This window comes from Deltaproteobacteria bacterium (assembly GCA_019310525.1).
In the GTDB taxonomy this organism is placed as follows: domain Bacteria; phylum Desulfobacterota; class DSM-4660; order Desulfatiglandales; family HGW-15; genus JAFDEE01.
In genome coordinates this window covers 1-21,759 of the sequence record JAFDEE010000037.1, presented here as the reverse complement: position 1 = coordinate 21,759, position 21,759 = coordinate 1, and the positions used below count along the sequence as shown (strand labels likewise).

Here is a 21,759-nt window from a genome sequence, read left to right as displayed (position 1 = left end):
CTCCGTCGCCGGCGTTTTTTTCCTCTTTCGATGCCCAAACAATCACTGAGATCCAGATCCCCCTTAAGGGCTTATCGGTCGGAGGAATGCAAAGGTTTAGTCATTGCGGAGCGTTCCCCACGTTTACCAGGCCGGGGAGGCCGTCACCAGGATGACAAGATTTTCCTTTCCCGAGTTGGTCAGGCCGTGGGAGGATCCAGTAGGGATCCAGATGGCATCGCCTGGTTTCACATGACGGGTTTCTTCGTCCACCGTCATCTCTCCTTCCCCCTGCATGATGAAATAGATCTCCTCCATGGGGTCTTGGTGCGTTTCTATGGTCCTTCCCGGGGCCAGTTGGGCGACGGCCAGGAATCCTATCTCCTTCAGGGTCCGCCGGTCCAGGATCATTTGCGCGACGGCGCCCCCATGGGCGATGTAAGTCGTTTCCAGTACCTCCGGATCACGCAGGTTCCTGACGATCATGATTTTTTACTCCTCTTCTGGTGGTTTCCTCGTGGGGTGGTCATGCCTTTGGCGTTGATTCGGCCGGACAATTGGACTATAGCTGTAATAATACTGACTAGAGGTAGGTGTCCCATTTCGGGGTCTGAAAATTTCAATATGGAAGAAACCGGGGGACTTGTCAAATGGAATCAATAGGACAGAATCCAAACCTCAGGGTCATGCAGCAGGCGGAATTAAAGGACCGGATCGTTTTGGTCCGGGTGGATCACAACGTGGTAAAAAACGGCCGGATCAAGGATCCCTACCGGATCGAAGCCACTTTTCCCACCCTTTACGGAATCGCCGAAAAGGGTGGGCGGCCTATATTGATGACCCATGTGGGCCGGCCGCGGGACAAGAAGACGGGGCGGATTCAATGCAGGGAAGGTGAATCGATCCTTCCCATCGTTGAGTACCTCAGGAACAAGTTGCCGATCCGTATCCACGTCCCGGAATTTCCGAAGGACCCTGAAAGGGGTATCCTCCACCTGGATTCTTCCATCCGGTCCGCGGTGGAGGAATTGCTGTCCGGGAAAATAGGAATGATCTACCTTCCCAACACCAGGTGGTTCCAGGGTGAACAGTCCTCGGGCCCTGAAAGGGAACAGTTCGCCGGGGAGCTGGCGGGCCTTGCCGACCTTTTCGTGAACGACGCCTTTGGTTCCTGGCAGCCCCATGCCTCCACCTATGATATTGCAACCCGGCTCCCCTCCTATGCGGGCCTGTTGCTCCAGAGGGAGCTGTCCGGCCTGGATCGGGTGCTCAATCCCCAGAGGCCCTTTGTAGGGATCATTGGAGGGTCCAAGTATGATACCAAGATCGGCCCTTTGCAGGCCCTTTATGAAAGGGCCGACCACCTCATCCTCGGAGGGCTTCTTTACAATGCCTTTCTGGCGGCCAAGTACGGGGTGAATATCCGGGGTGTTTCCGAGGAGGAAAAGGCCCAGGCATCCGTCCTCGTTGAAAGGGATCGCAAGGAAAACAAGATCCTCGAAATGCCCTTCCTTGTGGAGTCCGAGACCATGGAAGGCAAAAGGGAGGGCCGCTTCAGGACCCTTGAAATCAAGGATCTTGAAGAAGGAGGCTCTTACGGTTACATACTGGACATCCACCCCCGCTCCCTCGAGGAGGAAAGGGTGAGAGAGGCCATCGGCTCGGCCGGAACCCTTTTCGTAAACGCCGTCATGGGGTACATGCCGGACTTTTACGAGGGATCAGAGGCCCTGTACCGTCTCATCGCCTCCAATTCCTCGGCCCGCAAATTGTTCGCCGGGGGAGACACGCTCCAGGAACTCAAGAACCTTTGCCCAGGTGTCTACCTCTCCGGCCTCGACGATCCCCTGACCTATTATTTCACGGGGGGCGGGAGTGTCCTGGCGGCCATTGAGGAAGGAAGTCCTTATGGAATCAAACCCGTAGAAGTCCTGATGGATCGGTAAGAAATGCTTCGTGTTCCAAGGGCTCTGTCAATAATAACTCTTTCCCGGCCCAGCAGGCCTCGGGAAGGGAGGCGAGGATACCATGACCCCCAAGCCCATCTTTGATCCTGAGAAGGCAGGCCGCCCGATGAGGGTTGCGGCCTTCATGTCAGGCTCGGGCACCAATATCGTCAAACTCCTTGAGGCCCAGAAGCGTTTGGAGGATGAGGAAGGCCGCCCTCCTTATGAGGTGGTCTTCATCTTCAGCGACCGTTCGGACGGAACCTCCAGGGGGGAGGAAATCGCCCGGGCGCAAGGTATTCCCTATTTCAGTTACGATATCAGGGCATTTCATTCCCGGCGGGGCCTCAAGAGAACCGTCTCGACACCGGAAGGTCTGGCGGCCCGGAAGGCCTACGACGAGGTCGCCCGGAAACTCATCCATTGCTTTGAGATCGATGTCGTGGCCCTCGGGGGTTACATGAGTTACATTACCTTAGGGCGGTGTATCAACGTGCACCCTGCTGATCTCTCCATTTTGACTCCCCAGGGGAAAAGGAAATACGTCGGGGAACATGCTGTCCTGGATGCTATCCTGGCCGGGGAGACCCATCTTCGATCCTCCACCATCTGGACCGATGAGGGTGTGGACACGGGGCCCCTCTTGATGGTTTCCAATCCCCTGAAGGTGGAGCTTCCCGCTCCCCTCGAAGTGCTTGAAAAGGACAGGAAACGATTGCTCGAAGTGGCCGGGGAGCATCAGCGCCTCCTAAAGGAAAAAGGTGACTGGAGGATTTTCCCAAGAACCCTGGAGATGGTCGCCCGGGGCCGTTTTGCCCTGGACGACGAAGGGAGGGTTTATGTGGACGGGGAACCCGTTCCTGACGGGTTCCGGGAATAAAGGTTTCTCTTTTAGGCATACCGGCGCCTGGGAGGAAAAGGTGTCTCGTAGGAGTGGGATGTGGGCCTTTGCAGGCCCATTTTTTTGATCCGTGCCGAAAGGGTTGTGGGCTTCACACCCAGCAGAGCGGCCGCCCCGTCCGGTCCGTAAACCTTCCACCCGGTTTTTTTCAGGGCGCAAAGGGTGTTTTCCCGGATCAGTTTCTGGATTGCCTCCTCGGAAATGACCTCCATTGGTTCCTTTTCTCCGGCTCCATGGTCCCGGCGGAGGGGAACGGGCCTCCGGGATTCCCTTGGAAGGTCGAAGCTGAGGGTGCCGGATCTGGAGGTGATTACGGCCCTTTCTATGACGTTCTGGAGTTCGCGGACATTCCCCGGCCACCAGTAGTGTTGCAATTGGTCGAGATTTTCCTTGGAAAGGATCGGCAGGGGACGGTTCATTTTTTCGCATACCCGTTTCAGGAAATGGGCAGCGAGGAGGGGGATGTCTTCCTTTCGGTTGCGGAGGGGTACCACCTCGATGGGGAAAACGTTTAGACGGTAGAAAAGGTCTTGGCGGAAACGGCCCTCCCTGATCTCTTTTTTTAGATCCCTATTGGTGGCCGATATGATACGGACGTCCACCTCCCGGGTCACCTCTTCCCCGATCCGCTCATAGCGGCCCTCCTGCAGAACGCGAAGGAGCTTGCTTTGGAGGTCCCAAGGGATCTCTCCCACCTCGTCCAGAAACAGGGTGCCGCCGTCGGCGGCCTGGAACCGGCCGGCCCGGTCTTTCAGGGCGCCGGTAAAGGCCCCTTTCACATGCCCGAAAAACTCACTTTCATAAAGGCCCCTTGGAATGGTGGCGCAGTTCACCTTGATCATCGGCCGTTCCCGGCGGAGGCTTCTCCGGTGAATCTCCCGAGCGACCAGTTCCTTGCCCGTCCCTGATTCGCCTAGAATCAACACGCTGGCATCTGTGGGGGCGACCAGTTCGATTTGTTCAAGGACGTTAAGAAGGGCAGGGCTCTTTCCTATGATATCTCCGAAGGCCTGGATCTTGTTGAGTTCTTTCCTGAGGTAGGCGTTTTCCAGTTCGAGCCCCCTCTTAAGACGTTCTATCTCCTCGAAGGCCCGCGCATTGGCCACGGCGATGGCCGCGTGGTTGGCGATCATCCGCAACCAGATGGGGCCTTCCCGAACCGGGGGAATAAGGAGGAAGAGCCCTAATATTCCGAGAATTTCCCCTTTGTGAAGGAGAGGTTTCCCCACTATGTACTTGATCCCGAGGCGCTGAGCCCATTCCTGTTGCTCAACACGGCTGCAATCAACCGTTATATCGTCTTTCCTCCAACAGCCCCTCATGTTTGCAATGTGCCCCAATATACCCGCCCCCAAAGGGAGCCGCTTCCAGTCGAGCAACTCCTCGGCTTCGGGCTCTCCGGCACTGGCCGCCAGATGGAGGCATTTCCCGCGGTCTTCGCATTGGCTCCTCATGGCACAGGAATCACAGCGGTCTCCATCCTCCACCAGCCAGATCCGCGCCATTAAGACATGGGGCCGAGCGGCCAGCCGGGTTACGATCATGTTGAGGAGCACGTTTACATCCCTCTCCTGGGACATGTCCAGGAGGAGGTCCCTCATGGATTCGAATTCAGGTGCATAGTTGGGCTTCAGTTTCATGGAAAGAAATGATAGTCAATTTTTTGTTGTCGGGCAACAATATTTTATTGTCACCAATATTTTGGGGTTTTCAGGGAAACCGGTTTTTGTAAAACATTTTGAAATCATAGGGTTTTTTTTGTCGTGTATTTGGCACGTGAATTGCTCATTTATTTCAATTTAAAATTGGGGGGAAAGGGGTACGTTTATTGCCTTTGAATCTGATCGGAAAATTCCTTAAGTTATCTATATGGATAACCGTCCTCCTCTCGCCGCCATGGGAAGGCAAAAATGAGATACATAATCAGGAACATTGACGATTAAACGGTTTGTATGTTTCCCCTGGGATGTGGGTGATGCGGACGATGGAGTCCGTTTTTCATCTTTAACTCTCATATCGGGGGCCGGGCCCCTGGAAGAAGGAGGTATCGTATGAAGAAGGTTATTTTAGTGGGAATGGCTTTGGTCTTTGCGTGTGTCCTGTTTTCGGGGATCATGGCGACTCCGGCGGCGGCCAAGACCATAGAACTGAAACTGGCCCACTTTGTTCCCACCATGCACGTTCAGCACCGGAAGGCCTTTAAGCCCTTTGCCGATGAAGTGAAGCGGCTTACGAACGGCAAGGTGGTGATCAAGATCTACCCCGGGGCGACCCTGGCCAACCCCAAGACCATGGTCGATGCCATTACAACGGGAATCACGGACATCGGTTTCGTCCTGCCCGAGTACATCCCAGGCCGTTTCAAGAGAAGCAGCGTCCTTGAATTGCCCTTTATTTTCAACAACGCCGTCCATGTGACCAAGACGGTTTACGACATCTATGATTCTTACCTTGCAGAGGATTACAAACAGTTCAAGGTGTTGTGGTTCCTCTCAGCACCCTTGAGCCAGTTGCACACCGTGAGGAAGGCGGTCACCAAGATGGACGATTTCAAGGGCATGAAGATCCGCTCCGCCAGCGCTACCGAGACCGCAGGCCTCAAGTTGCTGGGGGCCAATCCCATCGGCATGCCCATCTCAGAGCTCTCAATATCCTTGCAGAAGGGTGTGGTCGACGGTGCAGTCACCCCTTATGCTGCCCTTTTGAGCCACAAACTCATCGATGTTATCAAACATATCACTGAGATCAACTATAACGGCGCCCTGATGTGCATCTTGATGAATAAGCGGAAGTGGAACAGCCTTCCGGACTTCGCCAAGAAGGCCATTGATCAGGTAGCCAACAGGGATTTCGGTATCAAGGCGGCCGCTGCCTTTGACGAAGAAGACGCCGAGAACATCGAGGCGGGCAAGGCCAAGGGGATCCAGTTCCACAAGCTCCCGGAGGCCGAGAAGGCCAAGATGAGAGAGGCCCTCAAGGGTATTTGGGACAACTGGGTCAGGGAAAAATCCAAGAAGGGAATCCCCGCGAAGGAGATCCTGGAGGCCACCCTGGCCGCCGCCAAGGCGAACCAGTAAGACCCTCCTTTCACCCCAGAGGTCCGTCTCCGGGTCGGCTCGCCCCTGCCGGGCGATGCCGGCCCGGTCTTTAAACAAGGGGTTATTCAAGATGAAAACATCTAGTGATAAAAAAGGGATCCTGGAGAAAATCCTGTTTCCTCTCGCCAAGTACCTGGACCGTATCACCTGGCTGCTTCTCTTTATCATGATGATGATCACGGTAACGGACGTCTTCCTACGTAAGTTCACATCCTGGTCCGTTCTCGGCTCGGTGGAACTTACCGAGATGATGATGATCATGGTGGTCTTCTGCTCCCTTGCGGAATGCCAGGTCCACGACGGGCATATCAAGGTGGATCTGATTCTCAAGCAGTTCAGCCCGCGGGTCCAGTCCATTTTTGATATTGTGACGCAATTCATCTGTTTTGTTCTTTTTTCCCTGATGACCTGGGCCATATACCGCCATGCGGACAACATGCGGGAGTGGGGTGAGGTGACCCTCGACCTCGCACTTCCGGTGTATCCTTTTGTATATGTGGCGGTGGTCGGTTGCGGGCTGCTCGCCCTGGTCCTCCTGGCCAAGGCGTTGGCGGCCTTACATGAGGTAGTCGAATCATGAGTCCCATTACGATCGGTATCCTGGGTATCTTACTCCTTTTCCTGTTCCTGGCCATGCGCATGCAGATCGGTTTCGCCATGGCCCTGGTGGGTTTCTTGGGTTTCATTGCCCTCAATTCTTTCGAATCGGCAATCGGGGTGCTGGGGATAGATCCCATCAAGACCACGGCCGATTATACCCTGAGCGTTATCCCTCTTTTCTTGCTCATGGGACAGTTCGCCCACCAATCGGGAATGGGTACAGAGATCTATAATATGCTTTACCGGTGGATCGGTTTCCTCCCGGGCGGTCTTGCCATGGCCACGGTAGGGGCCTGCGCCTGTTTTGCCGCTATTTCCGGATCCTCCCTGGCGACTGCCGCCATGTTCGGGGCCATCGCCCTGCCCGAGATGAAAAAGCTCAACTACGCCGATACCCTGGCCACAGGATGCATTGCGGCCGGGGGGACCCTCGGCATCCTGATCCCGCCGAGTTCGGTCCTTATCCTTTACGGCATCCTCACAGAGCAGAGTATCGCCAGGCTTTTCATAGCAGGCATGATCCCGGGCATCTGCCTGGCCCTGATTTTCATGGGCACTATCTGGGTGGCCACGAAAATCAACCCCGCGATCGGCGCAGCGGGTCCGAAGTTTAAAATGAAGGAAAAAGTCGCTTCCCTCCGGTCCACCTGGAGCCTCTTGGCCCTGTTTGTCCTGGTAATCGGAGGGCTCTATACGGGATGGTTCACCCCGACGGAGGCGGCCGGCGCAGGCGCCTTCGGGGCCTTTGTGGTAACCATCCTCAAGCGAAGACTCACCTGGCGCAATTTCCTGGATGCATTGAAGGACACGGCCCATTCCACGGCCTTCATTTTTGGGATCCTGATCGGGGCAATGATATTCCAGTATTTTGTCACCCTCAGCCAGATCCCCGACCAACTGGCGGGCTGGATCGTAAACATAGGGGTGGGGCGCTACGTGGTTATCTCAGCCATTATTTGCGGTTTCATGGTGCTGGGATGTTTTATGGAGGGCCTTTCCATCATGGTCCTGGCGGTCCCCATCGTCTATCCCATCGTGGTGAGACTGGGTTTTGATCCCATCTGGTTCGGGGTTATCATCACACTGACCATGGAGATGAGCCTGATCACCCCGCCGGTGGGCGTAAACGTGTTCGTTTTGAGCGGCGTTGCCAAGGATATCCCCATGTATACCATCTTCCGGGGAATCGTGCCTTTCTGGATTGCCATGATCATCTGCATCATCCTTTTGACTGCATTTCCCCAGATCGTGCTCTTTCTGCCTAATCGGATGATGTAGCCTGTGAATAAAGAAAGAATGGAGATTTGCCTATGAATACCCTCACGGCAGGGCTTCTGGTGGCCGATTTCGTCTTTTTCGTCTCGGCCCTGTATTTCACTTACGAATCCATACGGGAAAGGGAGCCCCGCGCCCCCAAGGTAGGGGCCGGCCTGGCCCTTGTTTCCCTGGTTCTGGCCGGTCTCATTATTTGGGTCCCGGGGCTTCGGATCATTATCGCCCTGGGGTTTGGGATGGGGGCGGTATTCGGAGGGATCCTTCTTATTCCGGGGAGGCCCGATCCCAAGGCCCTTAAGGGTGCAGATGGTCACCTCGTATCCGAGCCCGTACGTCCCGACGAGCGGGACATCCCATTTGCGCGGGTAAGAAGCGTGCCTCCCGGGACCGAGTATTACAGGAAGTACTATGCCATGCATCCCGAAAAAGAAGAGGCGGACGCCAAGCGCAGGGAAAAGGGTCTCCTGGGAGAACCCGGCGGCATCGACGGAGGATACCGGCCCAACGTATCCATGATGGAGGCGGCCTTTGATATGCCCCATTTCCTGGGACCCTATGCCGTAGCTGAACCGGAACCCGGCGTACCGCCCGCCAAGATATCGCCGGAGAGAGCAACTCAGATCGTTAAAGAGTATGCCCTCCATATCGGGGCCGACATGGTGGGGATTTGCAAGGTCAATCCAAACTGGGTTTACTCCCATCGGGGGGAGATCTTTTACGACCGGTGGGAGGATTGGGGGAAGGAGATCGACCCGGCGGCCCTTCCCCCTTTTGCGGTGGTGATGCTTACGGAGATGGATTCCGACCATGTATACGGCGCACCCCATACCCCTACCGTGGCCGAGAGCGCCCGGGGGTATTCCAGGGGGGCGTATCTTAGCACCCTTTTAGCCAGGTGGTTCGCCCATATGGGCTACAGGGGAATCGCACAGAACACCCGCCGATATGACATCGCCCTTCCCCCGTTGGCGGTGGATGCAGGTCTGGGGGAAGTGGGCCGCCTCGGGTATCTGATGGCTCCCAAATTCGGGGCCAGGGTCCGCATTTTCGCCACCCTTACTGACATGCCCCTGGTGCCGGACAAGCCCATTTCCATCGGCGCCGATGAGTTTTGTAAGCGATGCAAGAAATGTGCGGAGTCATGTCCCTCCAGTTCCATTCCCATGGAAGAGAAGACGGTCCACAGGGGGGCGTTGAAGTGGAAGCTCAACGAAGACACCTGTTTTGAGTATTGGTCCAAGGTGGGAACGGACTGCTCCATCTGCATGGCCATCTGCCCGTTCAGCCGCCCCAACACGTTTCTCCACAAAATGGTCCGCTGGTTTGTCGCCAGGTCCCCTGTGGCTCGAAAGGTGTTTCCAGCCATCGATAATTTCCTCTACGGTAAGGTGTGGAGGCCCAAACCGGTACCCAAGTGGCTCGAATATCCGAAAGGTAAGGAGGCCAGGAAAGAGGCTTACGGCTTGGTGAAGAACGGCCTGCGGGGCTGAAACCCCCTCCTTTCTCCTTGACAGTGATTATGGATTTCCCTATATTCCCCTTGGGATACAGACTGGATACACGGAAACTTGCCTTATTAAACTCTCTTTGTATTAACGGCCTGTTAAAGCGGGAGACATTTACGCTAGGGTTCGTTTTCGGCCTGGATTATTACCGCCCCTACCTTTTTCCAAAAAATCTAGGCTCGGTGGCGATCTTGAAAAGGAACTCTTTTTGAATTTTTCAAAGGGAGGAACTTCTTAAAAAGACGCCCCGTTGCAGGTAATGTCCCATTCAACAAACAGGGAAATGAAATATTGATTTTATTATATATTGTCTGATAATTAGACTATGAATTACGCCCTTAAGCGATTTTTCGGAAATAAGCTCGCCCTTTTCGGTCTTTTCACCATCCTGGTTTTTTCCTTTGCGGCGATCTTTGCCCCTTCCCTTGCGCCGCATCCTCCGGACGAGCAATATTTCGAAGGGCTGACTCCCGAAGGGGCGCCCCTTCCTCCCAATTCGGAATTCTGGCTCGGTACCGATCTTTTGGGGAGAGGGCTGTTTTCGAGGTTGCTTTACGGGGCTCGGACATCCTTGCTCATCGGGATTGCAGCGAATGGGGCCGCGGTTTTCATAGGGGCCTTTCTGGGCATAGTAGCCGGTTATGTCCGGGGATGGCTGGGCACGGTCATCATGCGTTTCACGGATCTCATGATGGCCTTTCCCGCCCTGCTCCTGGCCATTGCCCTGGCCGCAATCTTCAAACCAAGCCTATGGATCGTCGCCCTGGTGATCGCCCTGGTGAACTGGGTCCAGATCGCCCGGGTGATTTACAGCCAGACCGTGGCCCTTTCGGCCCAGGAATACATCGAGGCCGTCCGCTCCATTGGTGCGGCCTGGCCCAGAATCCTCTTCGTCCATATTGTTCCACATCTCTGGCCGACCTTGCTCGTCTGGGGCACCCTGGGAATCGCCACCACGGTTCTTCTGGAAGCGACCTTGTCCTTCCTGGGGGTAGGTGTCAGGCCGCCCACGCCCTCCTGGGGAGGAATAATTTATGAGAGCCAGTCCTATTTCCTGGATGCTCCATGGCTCGTATTTTTCCCGGGGGCAGCCATCATGCTCCTTTCCCTCTCTTTTAACCTCGTGGGGGACGCCCTGAGGGACATCCTGGACCCGACGCAAAGGGGGCGTGAATAATGCTGGTTTTTCTTGGTAAGAGACTGGCCCAATCCGTTTTCATCCTTCTCGGGGTGACCCTTATCACCTTCTGTCTCTCATTTCTCATGCCCGCCGATCCCGTACGCATGATCGCCGGCCGGAGCGCCACCCAGGCCACGGTCGAATCGATCCGCAAGGAGCTGGGTCTCGACAAGCCCTTGCCCGTCCAGTACATCAAATACCTCAGCCGCCTGGCCCAGGGGGATCTGGGCCGCTCCTACAAGCAGAAGACCCAGGTAAGTGAATTGATCCTGAGCCGTCTACCCGCGACGCTCCTGCTAATGGGCGGAACCATCTTTTTCGAACTTCTCATCGGCCTCCCGGCGGGGATCTTTTCAGCAACCCGAAGAGGCAGACCCGCGGACCAGTGGATCATGGCCCTATCCTTCGCGGGTGTATCGATCCCTCAGTTCGTCCTCGGACTTCTTCTTCTCTACCTCTTTTCCCATATTTTCCCGATATTCCCGATGGGAGGCTATGGTTCCCTCAACCACCTCGTCCTGCCGGCCCTGACCCTGGGGATCTCCGGCGGGGGCTGGTACAGCCGGATGATGAGATCCAGCATGGTGGACGTCCTGAGGCAGGACTACATCCGCACGGCACGGGCCAAGGGACTGGGGGAGCGAAAGGTCGTGATCGTCCATGCTCTCCGGAACGCCGTCCTGCCTGTTATCGCCATGGTAGGCCTGGATATCGGGATCTTCATGGCAGGGGCCGTGGTGGTGGAATCGGTCTACGGGTGGCCCGGCATCGGGCAACTGGCGTGGCAGGCGATTCAGATGGTGGATATCCCGGTCATCATGGGGGTTACGCTGGTGGCGGCGATAGGGATCGTCCTCGGGAATCTTCTCGCGGACCTGGTGATCCCTTTCATCGATCCCCGTGTATATCTTCGATAACGACCGGATGGAGGATGCCCTATTGGTGAAAACCTAAAACAACAGAGGAGGGAAGAAATGAAAAGGAGATGGATTTGGATACCATTGCTGGCCGCCTCGGTTTTGCTGGCAGTCTTAGGCCAAGGCGTCGCCGCGGAGATCAAACAGGGTGGCAAGATGGTGGTCACCTACAAGGACGACATCAGCACCCTGGACCCGGCCATCGGCTATGATTGGCAAAACTGGTCCATGATCAAGAGCCTCTTCAACGGTCTTATGGATTACAAGCCCGGCACCTATATCCTTGAGCCGGACCTTGCAAAGGATTTCACGATCTCCCCGGATGGCAAGGTCTATACCTTCCACCTCAGAAAGGACGTAAAATTCCATAACGGTCGGAAATTGACCGCAGAGGATATCAAGTATTCCATTGAGCGGGCCGTGAATCCCAAGACCCAGAGCCCGGGGCAGGGTTTTTTCTGGAGCATCAAGGGTTATGATGACATGGTGGCCGGGAAAACGGAACACCTCTCGGGGATCACGGTACTGGATCCCTACACGGTTCAATTCGAACTGATCCAACCCGATGCGACCTTTCTCCACGTGATGGCCATCAACTTCGCCTTTGCCGTGCCCAAGGAAGAGGTGGAGAAGTACGGTATGGACTTCGGCAAAAACCCCGTCGGCACCGGCGCATTCAAAATGAAAGAATGGAAGCTCGGGCAAAGGGTCGTCTTTGTCCGTAACCCCTATTATTACAAACCGGGCCTGCCGAGATTGGACGAGATCGTCTTTGAAGTTGGACAGGAACCCACCGTGGCGCTCCTCAGACTTCAGCGCGGGGAAGTGGATATCCTCGGCGACGGAATTCCCCCGGCCCGATTTCTCCAGGTCATGAAGGATCCAAAAAACAAGGGCATGATTGTCGAGGGTGGGCAGCTCCACACCGGTTATATCGCCATGAACGTCCGCATGAAACCTTTTGACAACGTCAAGGTCCGCAGGGCCGTCAACATGGCCATCAACAAGAAGCGCATCTGCCAGATCATCAACAACCGGGCCGTGCCCGCCAACCAGCCCCTTCCCCCGGCCATGCCCGGTTATGACAAGAACTACAAGGGATATCCCTATGATCCCAAGAAAGCCAAGGAACTCCTGGCCGAGGCCGGATATCCCAACGGTTTCACGACCGAACTTTACGCCAACAACACGGATCCCAATCCCCGAATCGCCCAAGCCATTCAGAGAGACTTGGCGGAGATCGGAATCAAGGCCGAAATCAAGACCCTGGCCCAGTCCACGGTCATCGCCGCGGGCGGTGAGCCCGACCAGGCTCCCATGATTTGGTCCGGGGGCATGGCCTGGATCGCCGATTTCCCGGACCCCTCCAATTTCTACGGACCCATCCTGGGTTGCGGCGGGGCTGTGAAGGGCGGCTGGAACTGGTCCTGGTACTGCAACAAGGAACTGGACGCCAAGGCTGCCAAGGCCGATGCCATGAGCGATCCCTCCAGGGCCGCAGAGAGGGAGGAACTGTGGAGGTCCATCTTCATCGAGATCATGGATGACGCACCCTGGGTCCCCATCTTCAATGAGCAGCGGTTTACCATGCGGGCCAGGCGCCTGGGAGGACCCGACGCCATCTTCGTGGATCCCGTCCACATTCCGGTTAACTACGAGTACGTTTACGCCAAGGATGTCCAGTAGTGTAAAGAGAAAGGAAAGGTTATGACTTCCATTCAACCGGATTACACGGTTCATAAGGAGAGCAGCCACTTTGGGTGGAACCCTTCCCTTTCCCCCGCCCTGACGGTTTCCCCCGGGAGCGTGGTGGAAATCGAGACGGTGGACGCCTCGGGAGGGCAGCTCTCTGCCCGTTCCACCCTTGAGGAGGTCGCCGCCCTGGACTTTTCCAGGGTCAACCCTGTAACCGGTCCCGTCTTCGTGGATGGGGCCCAACCGGGTGATGCCCTCAAGGTGACCATCCTCTCCTTCGACCCTTCGGGTTGGGGATGGACGGCGGTTATCCCGGGCTTCGGGTTGCTTGCCGACCGTTTCAAGAACCCGGCCCTTCATATCTGGGAATATGACCCTAAAACCCTGGCGCCCGCGGAATTCCGGCCCGGGATCAGGGTTCCCCTTAAACCCTTTCCCGGAACCATCGGGGTGGCACCCGGTGAGAGGGGTGAGCACAGTGTCGTGAATCCCCGAAGGGTGGGCGGAAACATGGACACCCGGGACATTGGAGAAGGTACGGTGCTCTACCTTCCTGTAGAGGTGCCCGGGGCCCTTTTCTCCATGGGAGACGCCCACGCGGCCCAGGGAGACGGTGAGGTCTGCGGCACGGCCATCGAAAGCCCAATGAAGGTCACGGTTCGATTGGAGGTGGAAAAGGGGATGTCCCTGCCTTACCCCCGCTTTTCAACTCCCGGTCCGGTGACTCGTCACATTGACGAAAAGGGCTACGAGGTAACAACGGGGATCGGTCCGGATCTGATGGAAGCGGCCAGGGAGGCCGTGAGCGGCATGGTGGATTTGCTCAGCCGGGAACATGACCTCTCCCCTGAGGAGGCCTACATGCTCTCCAGCGTCTGCGGCGACTTACGCATCAGCGAGATCGTGGATGCGCCGAACTGGATCGTTTCCTTCTACTTTCCCAAGGCGGTTTTCGTTTGAGGGCCTTCTCTTTCAAGGAGTCCAGAGCGGTGCCGGAAGCGGAACAGATCCTCCGGGTGGAAGATCTCACGGTCAGTTTTACCACAGAGACCGGAAGGGTCCGGGTGGTGGAAAATGTGTCCTTCACGGTTGAACGGGGACGGACAGTGGGATTGGTTGGGGAGAGCGGGTGCGGAAAGAGCGTGACGGCCATGTCCATCATGCGCCTTCTCCCTTCCCCGCCCAGCCACGTGGAGGGAGGGCGGGTGTTTTTCAATGGCACCGACCTTCTTTCTCTGAGTGATGCGGAGATGCGGCGGATCCGGGGAAACAGAATCGGAATGATCTTCCAGGAACCCATGACAAGCCTCAACCCGGTTTACTCCGTGGGTTTTCAGATCGCCGAAGTGCTCCGGCTCCATCGCGGTCTTCGGCAGGATGAGGCCCGCGAGAGGGTAGTGGAATTGCTGGAGATGGTGGGGGTGGGCGCTGCAAAGAGCAGGCTCGATCAATATCCCCACCAACTCTCCGGCGGGCTTCGGCAAAGGGTCATGATCGCTATGGCCTTGGCCTGCGGGCCGAGCCTGTTGATCGCCGATGAGCCCACTACCGCTTTGGACGTCACCATCCAGGCCCAAATCCTTGATCTCCTTCTCCAGCTCCAGAAAGAGCTGGAGATGTCCATCCTGATGATCACCCATGATCTGGGTGTCGTGGCGGGTTTTTGTGATGATGTGGTGGTCATGTATGCGGGAAAGATGGTGGAAAAGGCCGCCACGGAGGAGCTTTTCCTTCGCCCGATGCACCCCTACACCAAGGGACTCCTGGCCTCCATACCCAAGATCGGAAACAAGAGCGCCCATCTCCCCACCATTCCGGGAGTGGTCCCGAGTCCGGACCAGCGGCCCAAGGGATGTTATTTCGTAGACCGTTGCGAACGGGCACAGGATTCCTGTTCCCGGGAGACTCCTCCATTTGTGGATTGCGGAGACGGCCATCTGTTGGCCTGTTGGAATCCTTATGAGCAGTGAACTGTTGAGAGCGCAAAACCTGACCAAATACTTTCCGGCCAGGGGCGGAAAGGGTACGGTCCATGCCGTTGAAGATGTGGATCTCACCCTTGAGCGCGGAGAAACCCTGGGAGTGGTGGGGGAATCCGGATGTGGGAAGTCCACCCTGGCCAGGCTTCTCCTTCGGCTGATCGAGCCCACATCGGGAAGCGTTTTCCTCGAAGGAAAGAATCTTTGCGAGTTGAGGCCCGGGGAACTAAGGCACATGCGAAGGGAGATGCAACTCGTCTTTCAGGACGCCTATGCATCTCTTGATTCCCGGCAGAAGGTCGGAAACATCATTGCGGAACCCCTGATAGTCCATAAAGTCGGAAACCGTAAAGAGCGGCGTGAAAGGGTAGCCCGGCTTCTCAAGATGGTAGGGCTTGAACCGGAGGCCGCTTCCCGCTATCCTCACGAGTTTTCCGGGGGACAGCGCCAGAGGATCGGAATCGCGAGGGCCATTGCCCTTGAACCCAAGCTCGTTATCGCAGACGAACCCGTCTCTGCACTGGATGTCTCCATCCAGTCCCAGGTATTGAATCTCCTTGTAGATCTCAGGAAGCAGTTGGGCTTGTCCATGATATTCATCTCCCATGATCTGGCGGTCGTGGAGCACCTGTGCAACCGGATCGCCGTCATGTATCTCGGCCAGGTCGTGGAAATGACCGATTGCGAAATCCTCTTCTCTTCCCCCAAGCATCCCTATACCGAGGCCCTGCTTTCCGCAATCCCGAGGCCTGACCCGGCGTACCGGGGCAACCAGAGGATCGTCCTGAACGGCGACATTCCGAGCCCGGAAGATCCTCCCCTGGGTTGCCGGTTTCATACCCGCTGTCGCCTCGCGAAAGACCACTGCAGAGAGGTCCCTCCGGAGATCCGATGGATTGGGGGGGGCGGACGGACCCACATGGTTCGATGCCATCTTTATTCCTAGGTCCAGTGTCGGTGAAACCTTATGGTCTTTCATAAGAAAGGGGCGGTAAGCCCTCTCGCTTCGAACACTCGAAGTCCGTTATTTTTCGGCTGGTATGTGCTGGCTGCATGTTTCGTGATTTTGTTTCTGACGAGTGGGGCCAGGTTCACCATTGGGGTCGTCTTCAAGCCCCTCATGGCTGAATTCGGATGGGACAGGAGCGCTGTCTCCCTGGCATTTTTCGCCAACATGACGGTATTTGCCCTGAGCCTCCTTGTCACCGGAAGAGCCTATGACCGATACGGACCAAGGTGGGTTATCGCCTTTTCAGCCGTGCTCCTTACCTCCGGATTCATGGGCCTGGCCCTGGTTGAGCGATTCTGGCAGTTTTTTCTCTTATACGGGGTATTGGCCGCCGTCGGCATGGGAGGAACCACCGTTCCCCTGGTCGCCGCCCTTTTGAGCAAGTGGTTCCACAGACACCGGGGCTTGGCCGTCAGCCTGGGCCTGGCAGGGAGCTGTCTGGGGCAGTTCATCCTGGTTCCAGCCTTCACCGGGCTGGTGCTTCGATATGGTTGGAGGTGTTCCTACTTCGTCCTCGGGCTGCTGATGTTGGTCGTGATTCTGGGTCTTGCCCTTTTCGTCATAAAAGGGGATCCACAGGGCCTTGGGCTTAAACCCTGGGGATACGTGGAAGGGGGAGCTTCGGAGGCGGGAGACGACAGCCGGTCGGCTGAGGCGGGTTTGCCGGACCTGGGGCTTCGCCAGGCCATGAGGACCCGTTCTTTTTGGCTCTTTGTGTTTGTAATGTTCGTCTGCGGCGGCGGGGATTTTTTAGTCACCACCCATCTCATCCCTATGGTGACAGACTACGGAATTTCACCGGCCATTGCCGGTAACATGCTGGGATGGCTCGGGCTCCTGAGCCTTGCGGGAATCCTTGTGGCAGGCCCCCTCTCGGACAGGATCGGAACGAAGATTCCCATCGCTCTCACCTTCCTCCTGCGCACTTTCCTCTTTCTTCTCTTGCTTCGGTTTCATACCAGGGCGGGTTTTTATTTTTTCTCCGGCGCCTTCGGCTTCACCCTGCTGATTACGGCGCCGTTGAATGCGATCCTGGTGGGCAGGCTTTTCGGTTTTTCAAATCTGGGCCTCATCTCGGGATTCATTACCACTATCCACCACATAGGCGGTGGGTTCTGGGCCTTCATGGGCGGTGTGATCTTCGACCGGACGGGTAGTTATCATCCTGCCTTTATCATCTCGGCGGCCCTTTCCCTCATGGCCTTCCTTTGCGCCCTGCTTATCAGGGAAGAAAAACATCGCCTCCCATCCCCATGATCTCAGGGCAACATGTCCCCACGTACGTGCCATGCCTTCCCAATCCAGAATGACCAGGTAGAAGAGCAGACGGATCATCCCGGATTCATCCATTAGAAGCCGGTCCGATCGAAAACAGCGATCGGACCGGCGGAACCTCCTCGAATTACTTTTTCTTCATGTAAGTCGGGAAGAACATCTCCGTGTTGGTGACCAGGAGATTGGTCAGGTCGCTTCTGTAAGCGATGACGAATTTTTCCACGTGGAGCCACAGCCAGGGGCAATCATCCCAAACAATCTCAGAGGCCCTCTTGAAAAGGGCCAGCCGTTTTTGCGGGTCTTGTTCCCTCCTGGTCTTCTCGAGCAGATCATCGAATTCGGCGTTAGTGTAAAAAGATGAGCCGAGACCCTTGGGAGGATTGACACTGGAATGGAATTGCCCGTAAAGGGCCATATCAGCGTCCAGGATCATGGGCCCCCACCCCAACAGAAAGAGTTCCAGTTCGCTTTGTTCGATGGGCTTGAGCAGGCCGGCAACGTAAGTCGGCCAGTCATAAGTCCTGAGTTCCGTTTTGATGCCGATTGCCTGGAAATAGGCCTGGATGGCCTCGGAGACCTGTTTGTCGAAGTTGTAACGCCCGTTGGGGGTCCGCATGTGGAGGGTCTGATTGAAATCAAAGTTGGCCTTCTTCAGGAGTTCCTTAGCCTTTTCGGGGTTGTAATCGTACTGGTGGGCCATTTTGTGATAACCGAAGAGGAGGGGAGAGGTGGGTCCGTCCATGGGCACGCCGGTGTCGAAGAGAATTTTCTTTACAATGGCCTTCTTGTCCACGGCATAATTCAAAGCCTGGCGTACAAGCTTGTTCCGGGTCGGGCCCTTTTGGCAGTTCATGCCCATGAAGATGGTACGGGTGTCCAAGGGCATCTCCACCGTGATGCCGGGATCGGCCTTGAGGGCCGCCACATTGGCGGGGGAAGGCTTGTAACATATATCCAGTTCGCCGCTCCTGAGCATGGCCTCCCGGGTGGATGTCTCGGGGACGACCTTGAAGACCAGTCTTTTCACGGTGGGTCGCTTGCCCCAGTAATGCTCGTTTCGCTCCAGAACTATTTTGTCTCCTTTCACCCATTCCTTCAGCACGTAAGGGCCGGCTCCGACCGGATGCTGGCGTACGTCCTGGCCGTATTTTTTTATGGCCGCAGGAGAGATGGGAAGGAGAACGTGGGCCGAAAGGGTGGCTGCCATGGGGGCATAGGGGTACTTGAGGTGGATTTTGATGGTATATTTGTCCGCAATCGAGACCGACTTGACCATGCCGATCAGGAAACGCAGGGGTACTCTCAACTTGGGGTCCAAGGCACGGTCAAAGGTCAGTTTCATGGCCTTGGCATCAAAGGGGGTCCCGTCACTGAATGTCACGTCCTTGCGCAGACGAACGGTGTAAGTGAGACCGTCCTTCGATACTGAGTAACTCTCCGCCAACCTGGGCTGCAAGGTCCCGTCCGCCGCCTGGTAGAACAGGAAGTCGTGGATGAGGTAGCAGATGTTCATGAAAAGGGAAGTGGTCTGTTCCTGGGGATTCAGGGTGTCGGCATCGATCCCGATCCCGATTCGGAGTTCATTGATTTCGGCCCGGGCTGAAGCCGGGGAGAGACAGAATCCCAGCCCAATGAGCAGGGAAACCACTATCACCATGCTTTTCAGGGGTGCCTTGTTCCTCGCCATGATCCTCCTCCTCTCTGATGATGGGTTTTACTTCGGGCTTTTCTCGGCCGCTTTTCCTCCCTTGATCACATGGACAAGAGCCTCCCTTTGCCGGAGAATGCTCACATCCTCCAAGGGGTTTCCCTCGACCACGATCAGGTCGGCCAGTTTGCCCTCTTCAATGGTGCCCAGGATATCATCGAGCCCCAAGACCCCCGCCGCTACGCGGGTTCCGGCCTCGATGGCTTCCATGGGTGAAAAACCTGACTCCACGAGCCGCTCCAGTTCGCCTAAGTTTTCACCGTGGCGGTTGAAGGGTGTGCCGGCATCGGTGCCCATGGCAATGGAAACACCGGCCTCTCTGGCCATTCTGACGCTTTGAAGGTGATGAGGTTTGACTCTCAAGGTCTTTTCCACCGCGAAGTCCGGAATGCCCGCCTCGGTCCCCTTGGTTTCGATATTGTACAGGGCGGATACGGTGGGAATGAAGGGAACGTTTCGTTCGGCCATTATGGTCAGGGCCTCCTCGTCGAGGTAGACGCCGTGTTCTATACTGTCGATTCCCGCCCGCAGAGCATTAAGAATGCCTTCAGTCCCCATGGCATGGGTGGCTGTTTTCTTCCCCGCCTTGTGGGCCTCCCGGACGCCTGCCCGGAGTTCTTCTTCCGAAAGTTGAGGACTCCCCGGTTCCACTCCTTCTGTCATGACTCCCCCGGTAGCCATAAGCTTGACAATGTCTGCTCCGCTCTTGATCTGCTCCCGGGCCGCCTTCCGGACTTCATCCGGGCCGTCGGCTTCACGTCCTACCTGCCATCCGTGCCCCCCTGTCATGCAGATCATCTGTCCGCTCACCAGCATGCGGGGGCCCTGGATCAGTCCGGATGTGATGGCCCGCTTGATCTGGATATCTATCCCTGCCTTTCCTCCGAGGTCCCGTACCGTGGTGACTCCGGCCATCAGGGTCCTTCGGGCGGCATCCGCGGCCTTTAGCACGATGATGGGCAGGGGATCGGTCAGGCAGGATCCGACCGGGTCGGGTCCTGCGTCGAGGCACAGATGGACATGGCAATCAATGAACCCGGGCATCAGGGTCCGTCCCTCCAGGGAAACAATCTCTGCATCTCCGGGAATAGGTGGTGTATTCCCTTCTGTAACTTTCGTGATCCTTTCTCCTTCCACCAGCACGGTTCCGCGCTCAAAAAGCCGGCCATCCCCCACGATGATCCGGCCGTTTACAAAGGCCCATTTCATGTTCTCCTCCTGGTTTCGCTCCGGATTTCCCCGGTGTCCTTAACAGTCTATTGAAATAGTGCGTTTTCCCCCGTTGAAACCATTTTCCCTAAATGAACCCCATCCTTGACAGCTGATGGGAAAGGCACGGGCGGGAATCAGTCGGGGGCTGCTTTTCCCTCATGGTTTCGGGTTATCGGCCTTTTCGTTGATTCAACGTGTCCCGTCATGGGTTGCCATGCTTTCTTTCGTTTTACAGTGAAGAGATAATCACGGAATTTCAGGCGATTTTCCAAATCGGCTCGTAACTCATCAAAAGGTTGGATTAAGCGGGGCAGATAATCCCAGATTATGCATGACAAATTTTGAAGGAAGCTGTTTCTTTAATGATTGTGGACTGTTGGACATCTTTCCAGATCAGATTGCATTCACCAAAAAGGTGCAGTCAGGAAACATCAAATTTATCAAAATTCGTCACCCTTCGGAATTGCCGATTTTGCCGAATCTGCTGCGTTGTAAGGCGCTCGAAGTACTGAAAGTAGTCTGGGGCACCTTACGCCTTGCATCTTCGGCAAACTTGGCAATTGCATAATCCGGGATAATACATTTAAGCAGGCTGTTGAAATGAAAAGCCGCTGCGCTTGAGGCGTTTTTCAACAGCCGGTCAGATTCGCTGACTGGGGTTTCCATGACCGCGTTGATTGATTTGATGTTGATGGTGTCAGCTGTGTGAGGAGAGACGTGATTTTGTCTGATTTATGATCGGGTCGATTTCCATCACCCGGCGGGTCTCCCACTGGTCTCCCTCCATCCTGATTTCTATAACTCGGCTCAATCGGTGTCAACCAAAATGGATGCATTCGTTCCCCGCATCTTGTAATAAGCTTGATGGGTATGGAGTGGAATCAGCAAAAAATTCAAGAAATTGTTTTAAATTAAGCATTCATAGTGAAATTGACTTTTATTTCGATATGTTAAGGTGTCTTGATTGCATCCAATGGCTGAAGGATAAAAGAGGTTCCTTCCTCTACGTTTCCGCCAAGCAACTGGCGGATACGCGTGCCTCAGGCAGGTGTCCTGAAAACTCGGAAATCGTTCAATTTAGGTGCTACCAAAATTTCACAACTAATTTTGTTGAAAAAAAATTTGTTGGAAATCTTGTCAAGAAAAAATATTTGTAAGTTTTAACCCAGATTATGACCCCATGAAAAAACCACCTCCCTTTTAGCTCAATGATATTATTGAACATGAAAAGAGACCCAGAGAAGGGTAGTAGCCAGGATGTATAATACAGGAATCGTTCAATTTGGGTTTCACTGACCCCGCCCGATGCCGCGGCTATCGCTTTTATCCGTTATCACTTGAACGTGAATTCTTCCGCGTTTACGGAACGCCTGCGCCGGGAAAAGAGCGTGCTCATCGTACCTGGCGACCATTTCGGGTTGGATCATTTTGTGCGCATCAGTTTCGGTTTGCCGCACGATTACTTGATCCCGGCTCTGGA

Annotated in this window: 17 protein-coding genes; 13 read left to right on the top strand and 4 right to left on the bottom strand. The window is 55.6% G+C overall.

Going from position 1 to position 21,759, the window contains the following annotated elements; translation table 11 throughout:
- Window positions 1–123 precede the first annotated feature (123 nt).
- Window positions 124–465: a cupin domain-containing protein gene (locus tag JRF57_08785; protein MBW2303792.1), complete on the bottom strand. Its 342-nt coding sequence runs from the start codon at window positions 463–465 to the stop codon at window positions 124–126.
- A 164-nt stretch (window positions 466–629) separates the two neighbouring features.
- On the opposite strand from JRF57_08785, the gene JRF57_08780 reads away from it, so the two are divergent.
- A complete protein-coding gene (locus JRF57_08780; GenBank protein ID MBW2303791.1) occupies window positions 630–1,925 on the top strand; it encodes a phosphoglycerate kinase in 1,296 nt (431 codons plus the stop codon).
- A gap of 82 nt (window positions 1,926–2,007) precedes the next feature.
- Window positions 2,008–2,805 (top strand): formyl transferase, encoded by a 798-nt coding sequence (locus JRF57_08775; protein MBW2303790.1) that lies wholly within the window; start codon window positions 2,008–2,010, stop codon window positions 2,803–2,805.
- Between the two features lie 11 nt (window positions 2,806–2,816).
- Here the strand turns inward: JRF57_08775 and JRF57_08770 are convergent, their stop codons facing one another.
- Window positions 2,817–4,466 (bottom strand): sigma 54-interacting transcriptional regulator, encoded by a 1,650-nt coding sequence (locus tag JRF57_08770; protein MBW2303789.1) that lies wholly within the window; start codon window positions 4,464–4,466, stop codon window positions 2,817–2,819.
- A gap of 411 nt (window positions 4,467–4,877) precedes the next feature.
- Here JRF57_08770 and JRF57_08765 point away from each other — a divergent pair, with 411 nt between their 5' ends.
- The 11 genes from JRF57_08765 (at window position 4,878) to JRF57_08715 (ending at window position 17,341) form a co-directional block, all read left to right on the top strand.
- The gene (locus JRF57_08765; GenBank protein ID MBW2303788.1) at window positions 4,878–5,903 is read left to right on the top strand and encodes a TRAP transporter substrate-binding protein; all 1,026 of its coding nucleotides are present in this window, start codon (window positions 4,878–4,880) and stop codon (window positions 5,901–5,903) included.
- Between the two features lie 91 nt (window positions 5,904–5,994).
- Window positions 5,995–6,504: a TRAP transporter small permease gene (locus JRF57_08760; protein ID MBW2303787.1), complete on the top strand. Its 510-nt coding sequence runs from the start codon at window positions 5,995–5,997 to the stop codon at window positions 6,502–6,504.
- On the top strand, window positions 6,501–7,802 hold the full coding sequence (locus JRF57_08755; protein ID MBW2303786.1) for a TRAP transporter large permease: 1,302 nt from the start codon (window positions 6,501–6,503) through the stop codon (window positions 7,800–7,802). Before JRF57_08760 ends, JRF57_08755 begins: the two co-directional genes overlap by 4 nt.
- Window positions 7,803–7,834: 32 nt before the next feature.
- Window positions 7,835–9,289: a reductive dehalogenase gene (locus tag JRF57_08750; GenBank protein ID MBW2303785.1), complete on the top strand. Its 1,455-nt coding sequence runs from the start codon at window positions 7,835–7,837 to the stop codon at window positions 9,287–9,289.
- 340 nt (window positions 9,290–9,629) lie between these two features.
- Window positions 9,630–10,481 (top strand): ABC transporter permease, encoded by an 852-nt coding sequence (locus JRF57_08745; protein MBW2303784.1) that lies wholly within the window; start codon window positions 9,630–9,632, stop codon window positions 10,479–10,481.
- The gene (locus tag JRF57_08740; GenBank protein ID MBW2303783.1) at window positions 10,481–11,401 is read left to right on the top strand and encodes an ABC transporter permease; all 921 of its coding nucleotides are present in this window, start codon (window positions 10,481–10,483) and stop codon (window positions 11,399–11,401) included. The genes JRF57_08745 and JRF57_08740 overlap by 1 nt, the downstream gene beginning before the upstream one ends.
- Window positions 11,402–11,458: 57 nt before the next feature.
- On the top strand, window positions 11,459–13,087 hold the full coding sequence (locus JRF57_08735; protein MBW2303782.1) for an ABC transporter substrate-binding protein: 1,629 nt from the start codon (window positions 11,459–11,461) through the stop codon (window positions 13,085–13,087).
- A gap of 21 nt (window positions 13,088–13,108) precedes the next feature.
- Entirely contained in the window at window positions 13,109–14,056 is a 948-nt protein-coding gene (locus JRF57_08730; protein MBW2303781.1) for an acetamidase/formamidase family protein, read from the top strand.
- Window positions 14,053–15,066 (top strand): ABC transporter ATP-binding protein, encoded by a 1,014-nt coding sequence (locus JRF57_08725; GenBank protein ID MBW2303780.1) that lies wholly within the window; start codon window positions 14,053–14,055, stop codon window positions 15,064–15,066. The genes JRF57_08730 and JRF57_08725 overlap by 4 nt, the downstream gene beginning before the upstream one ends.
- Complete coding sequence (locus JRF57_08720; protein ID MBW2303779.1) at window positions 15,056–16,021, top strand: ATP-binding cassette domain-containing protein; 966 nt, start codon at window positions 15,056–15,058, stop codon at window positions 16,019–16,021. Before JRF57_08725 ends, JRF57_08720 begins: the two co-directional genes overlap by 11 nt.
- A gap of 21 nt (window positions 16,022–16,042) precedes the next feature.
- Window positions 16,043–17,341 carry an MFS transporter gene (locus JRF57_08715; GenBank protein MBW2303778.1) on the top strand — a complete coding sequence of 433 codons (1,299 nt, stop codon included), beginning with the start codon at window positions 16,043–16,045 and terminating at the stop codon, window positions 17,339–17,341.
- A 145-nt stretch (window positions 17,342–17,486) separates the two neighbouring features.
- On the opposite strand, the gene JRF57_08710 is transcribed toward JRF57_08715, so the two are convergent.
- Together JRF57_08710 and JRF57_08705 are read right to left on the bottom strand one after the other, a co-directional pair.
- The gene (locus JRF57_08710; GenBank protein MBW2303777.1) at window positions 17,487–19,046 is read right to left on the bottom strand and encodes an ABC transporter substrate-binding protein; all 1,560 of its coding nucleotides are present in this window, start codon (window positions 19,044–19,046) and stop codon (window positions 17,487–17,489) included.
- Between the two features lie 27 nt (window positions 19,047–19,073).
- Complete coding sequence (locus JRF57_08705; protein ID MBW2303776.1) at window positions 19,074–20,276, bottom strand: amidohydrolase family protein; 1,203 nt, start codon at window positions 20,274–20,276, stop codon at window positions 19,074–19,076.
- Window positions 20,277–21,759 lie beyond the last annotated feature (1,483 nt).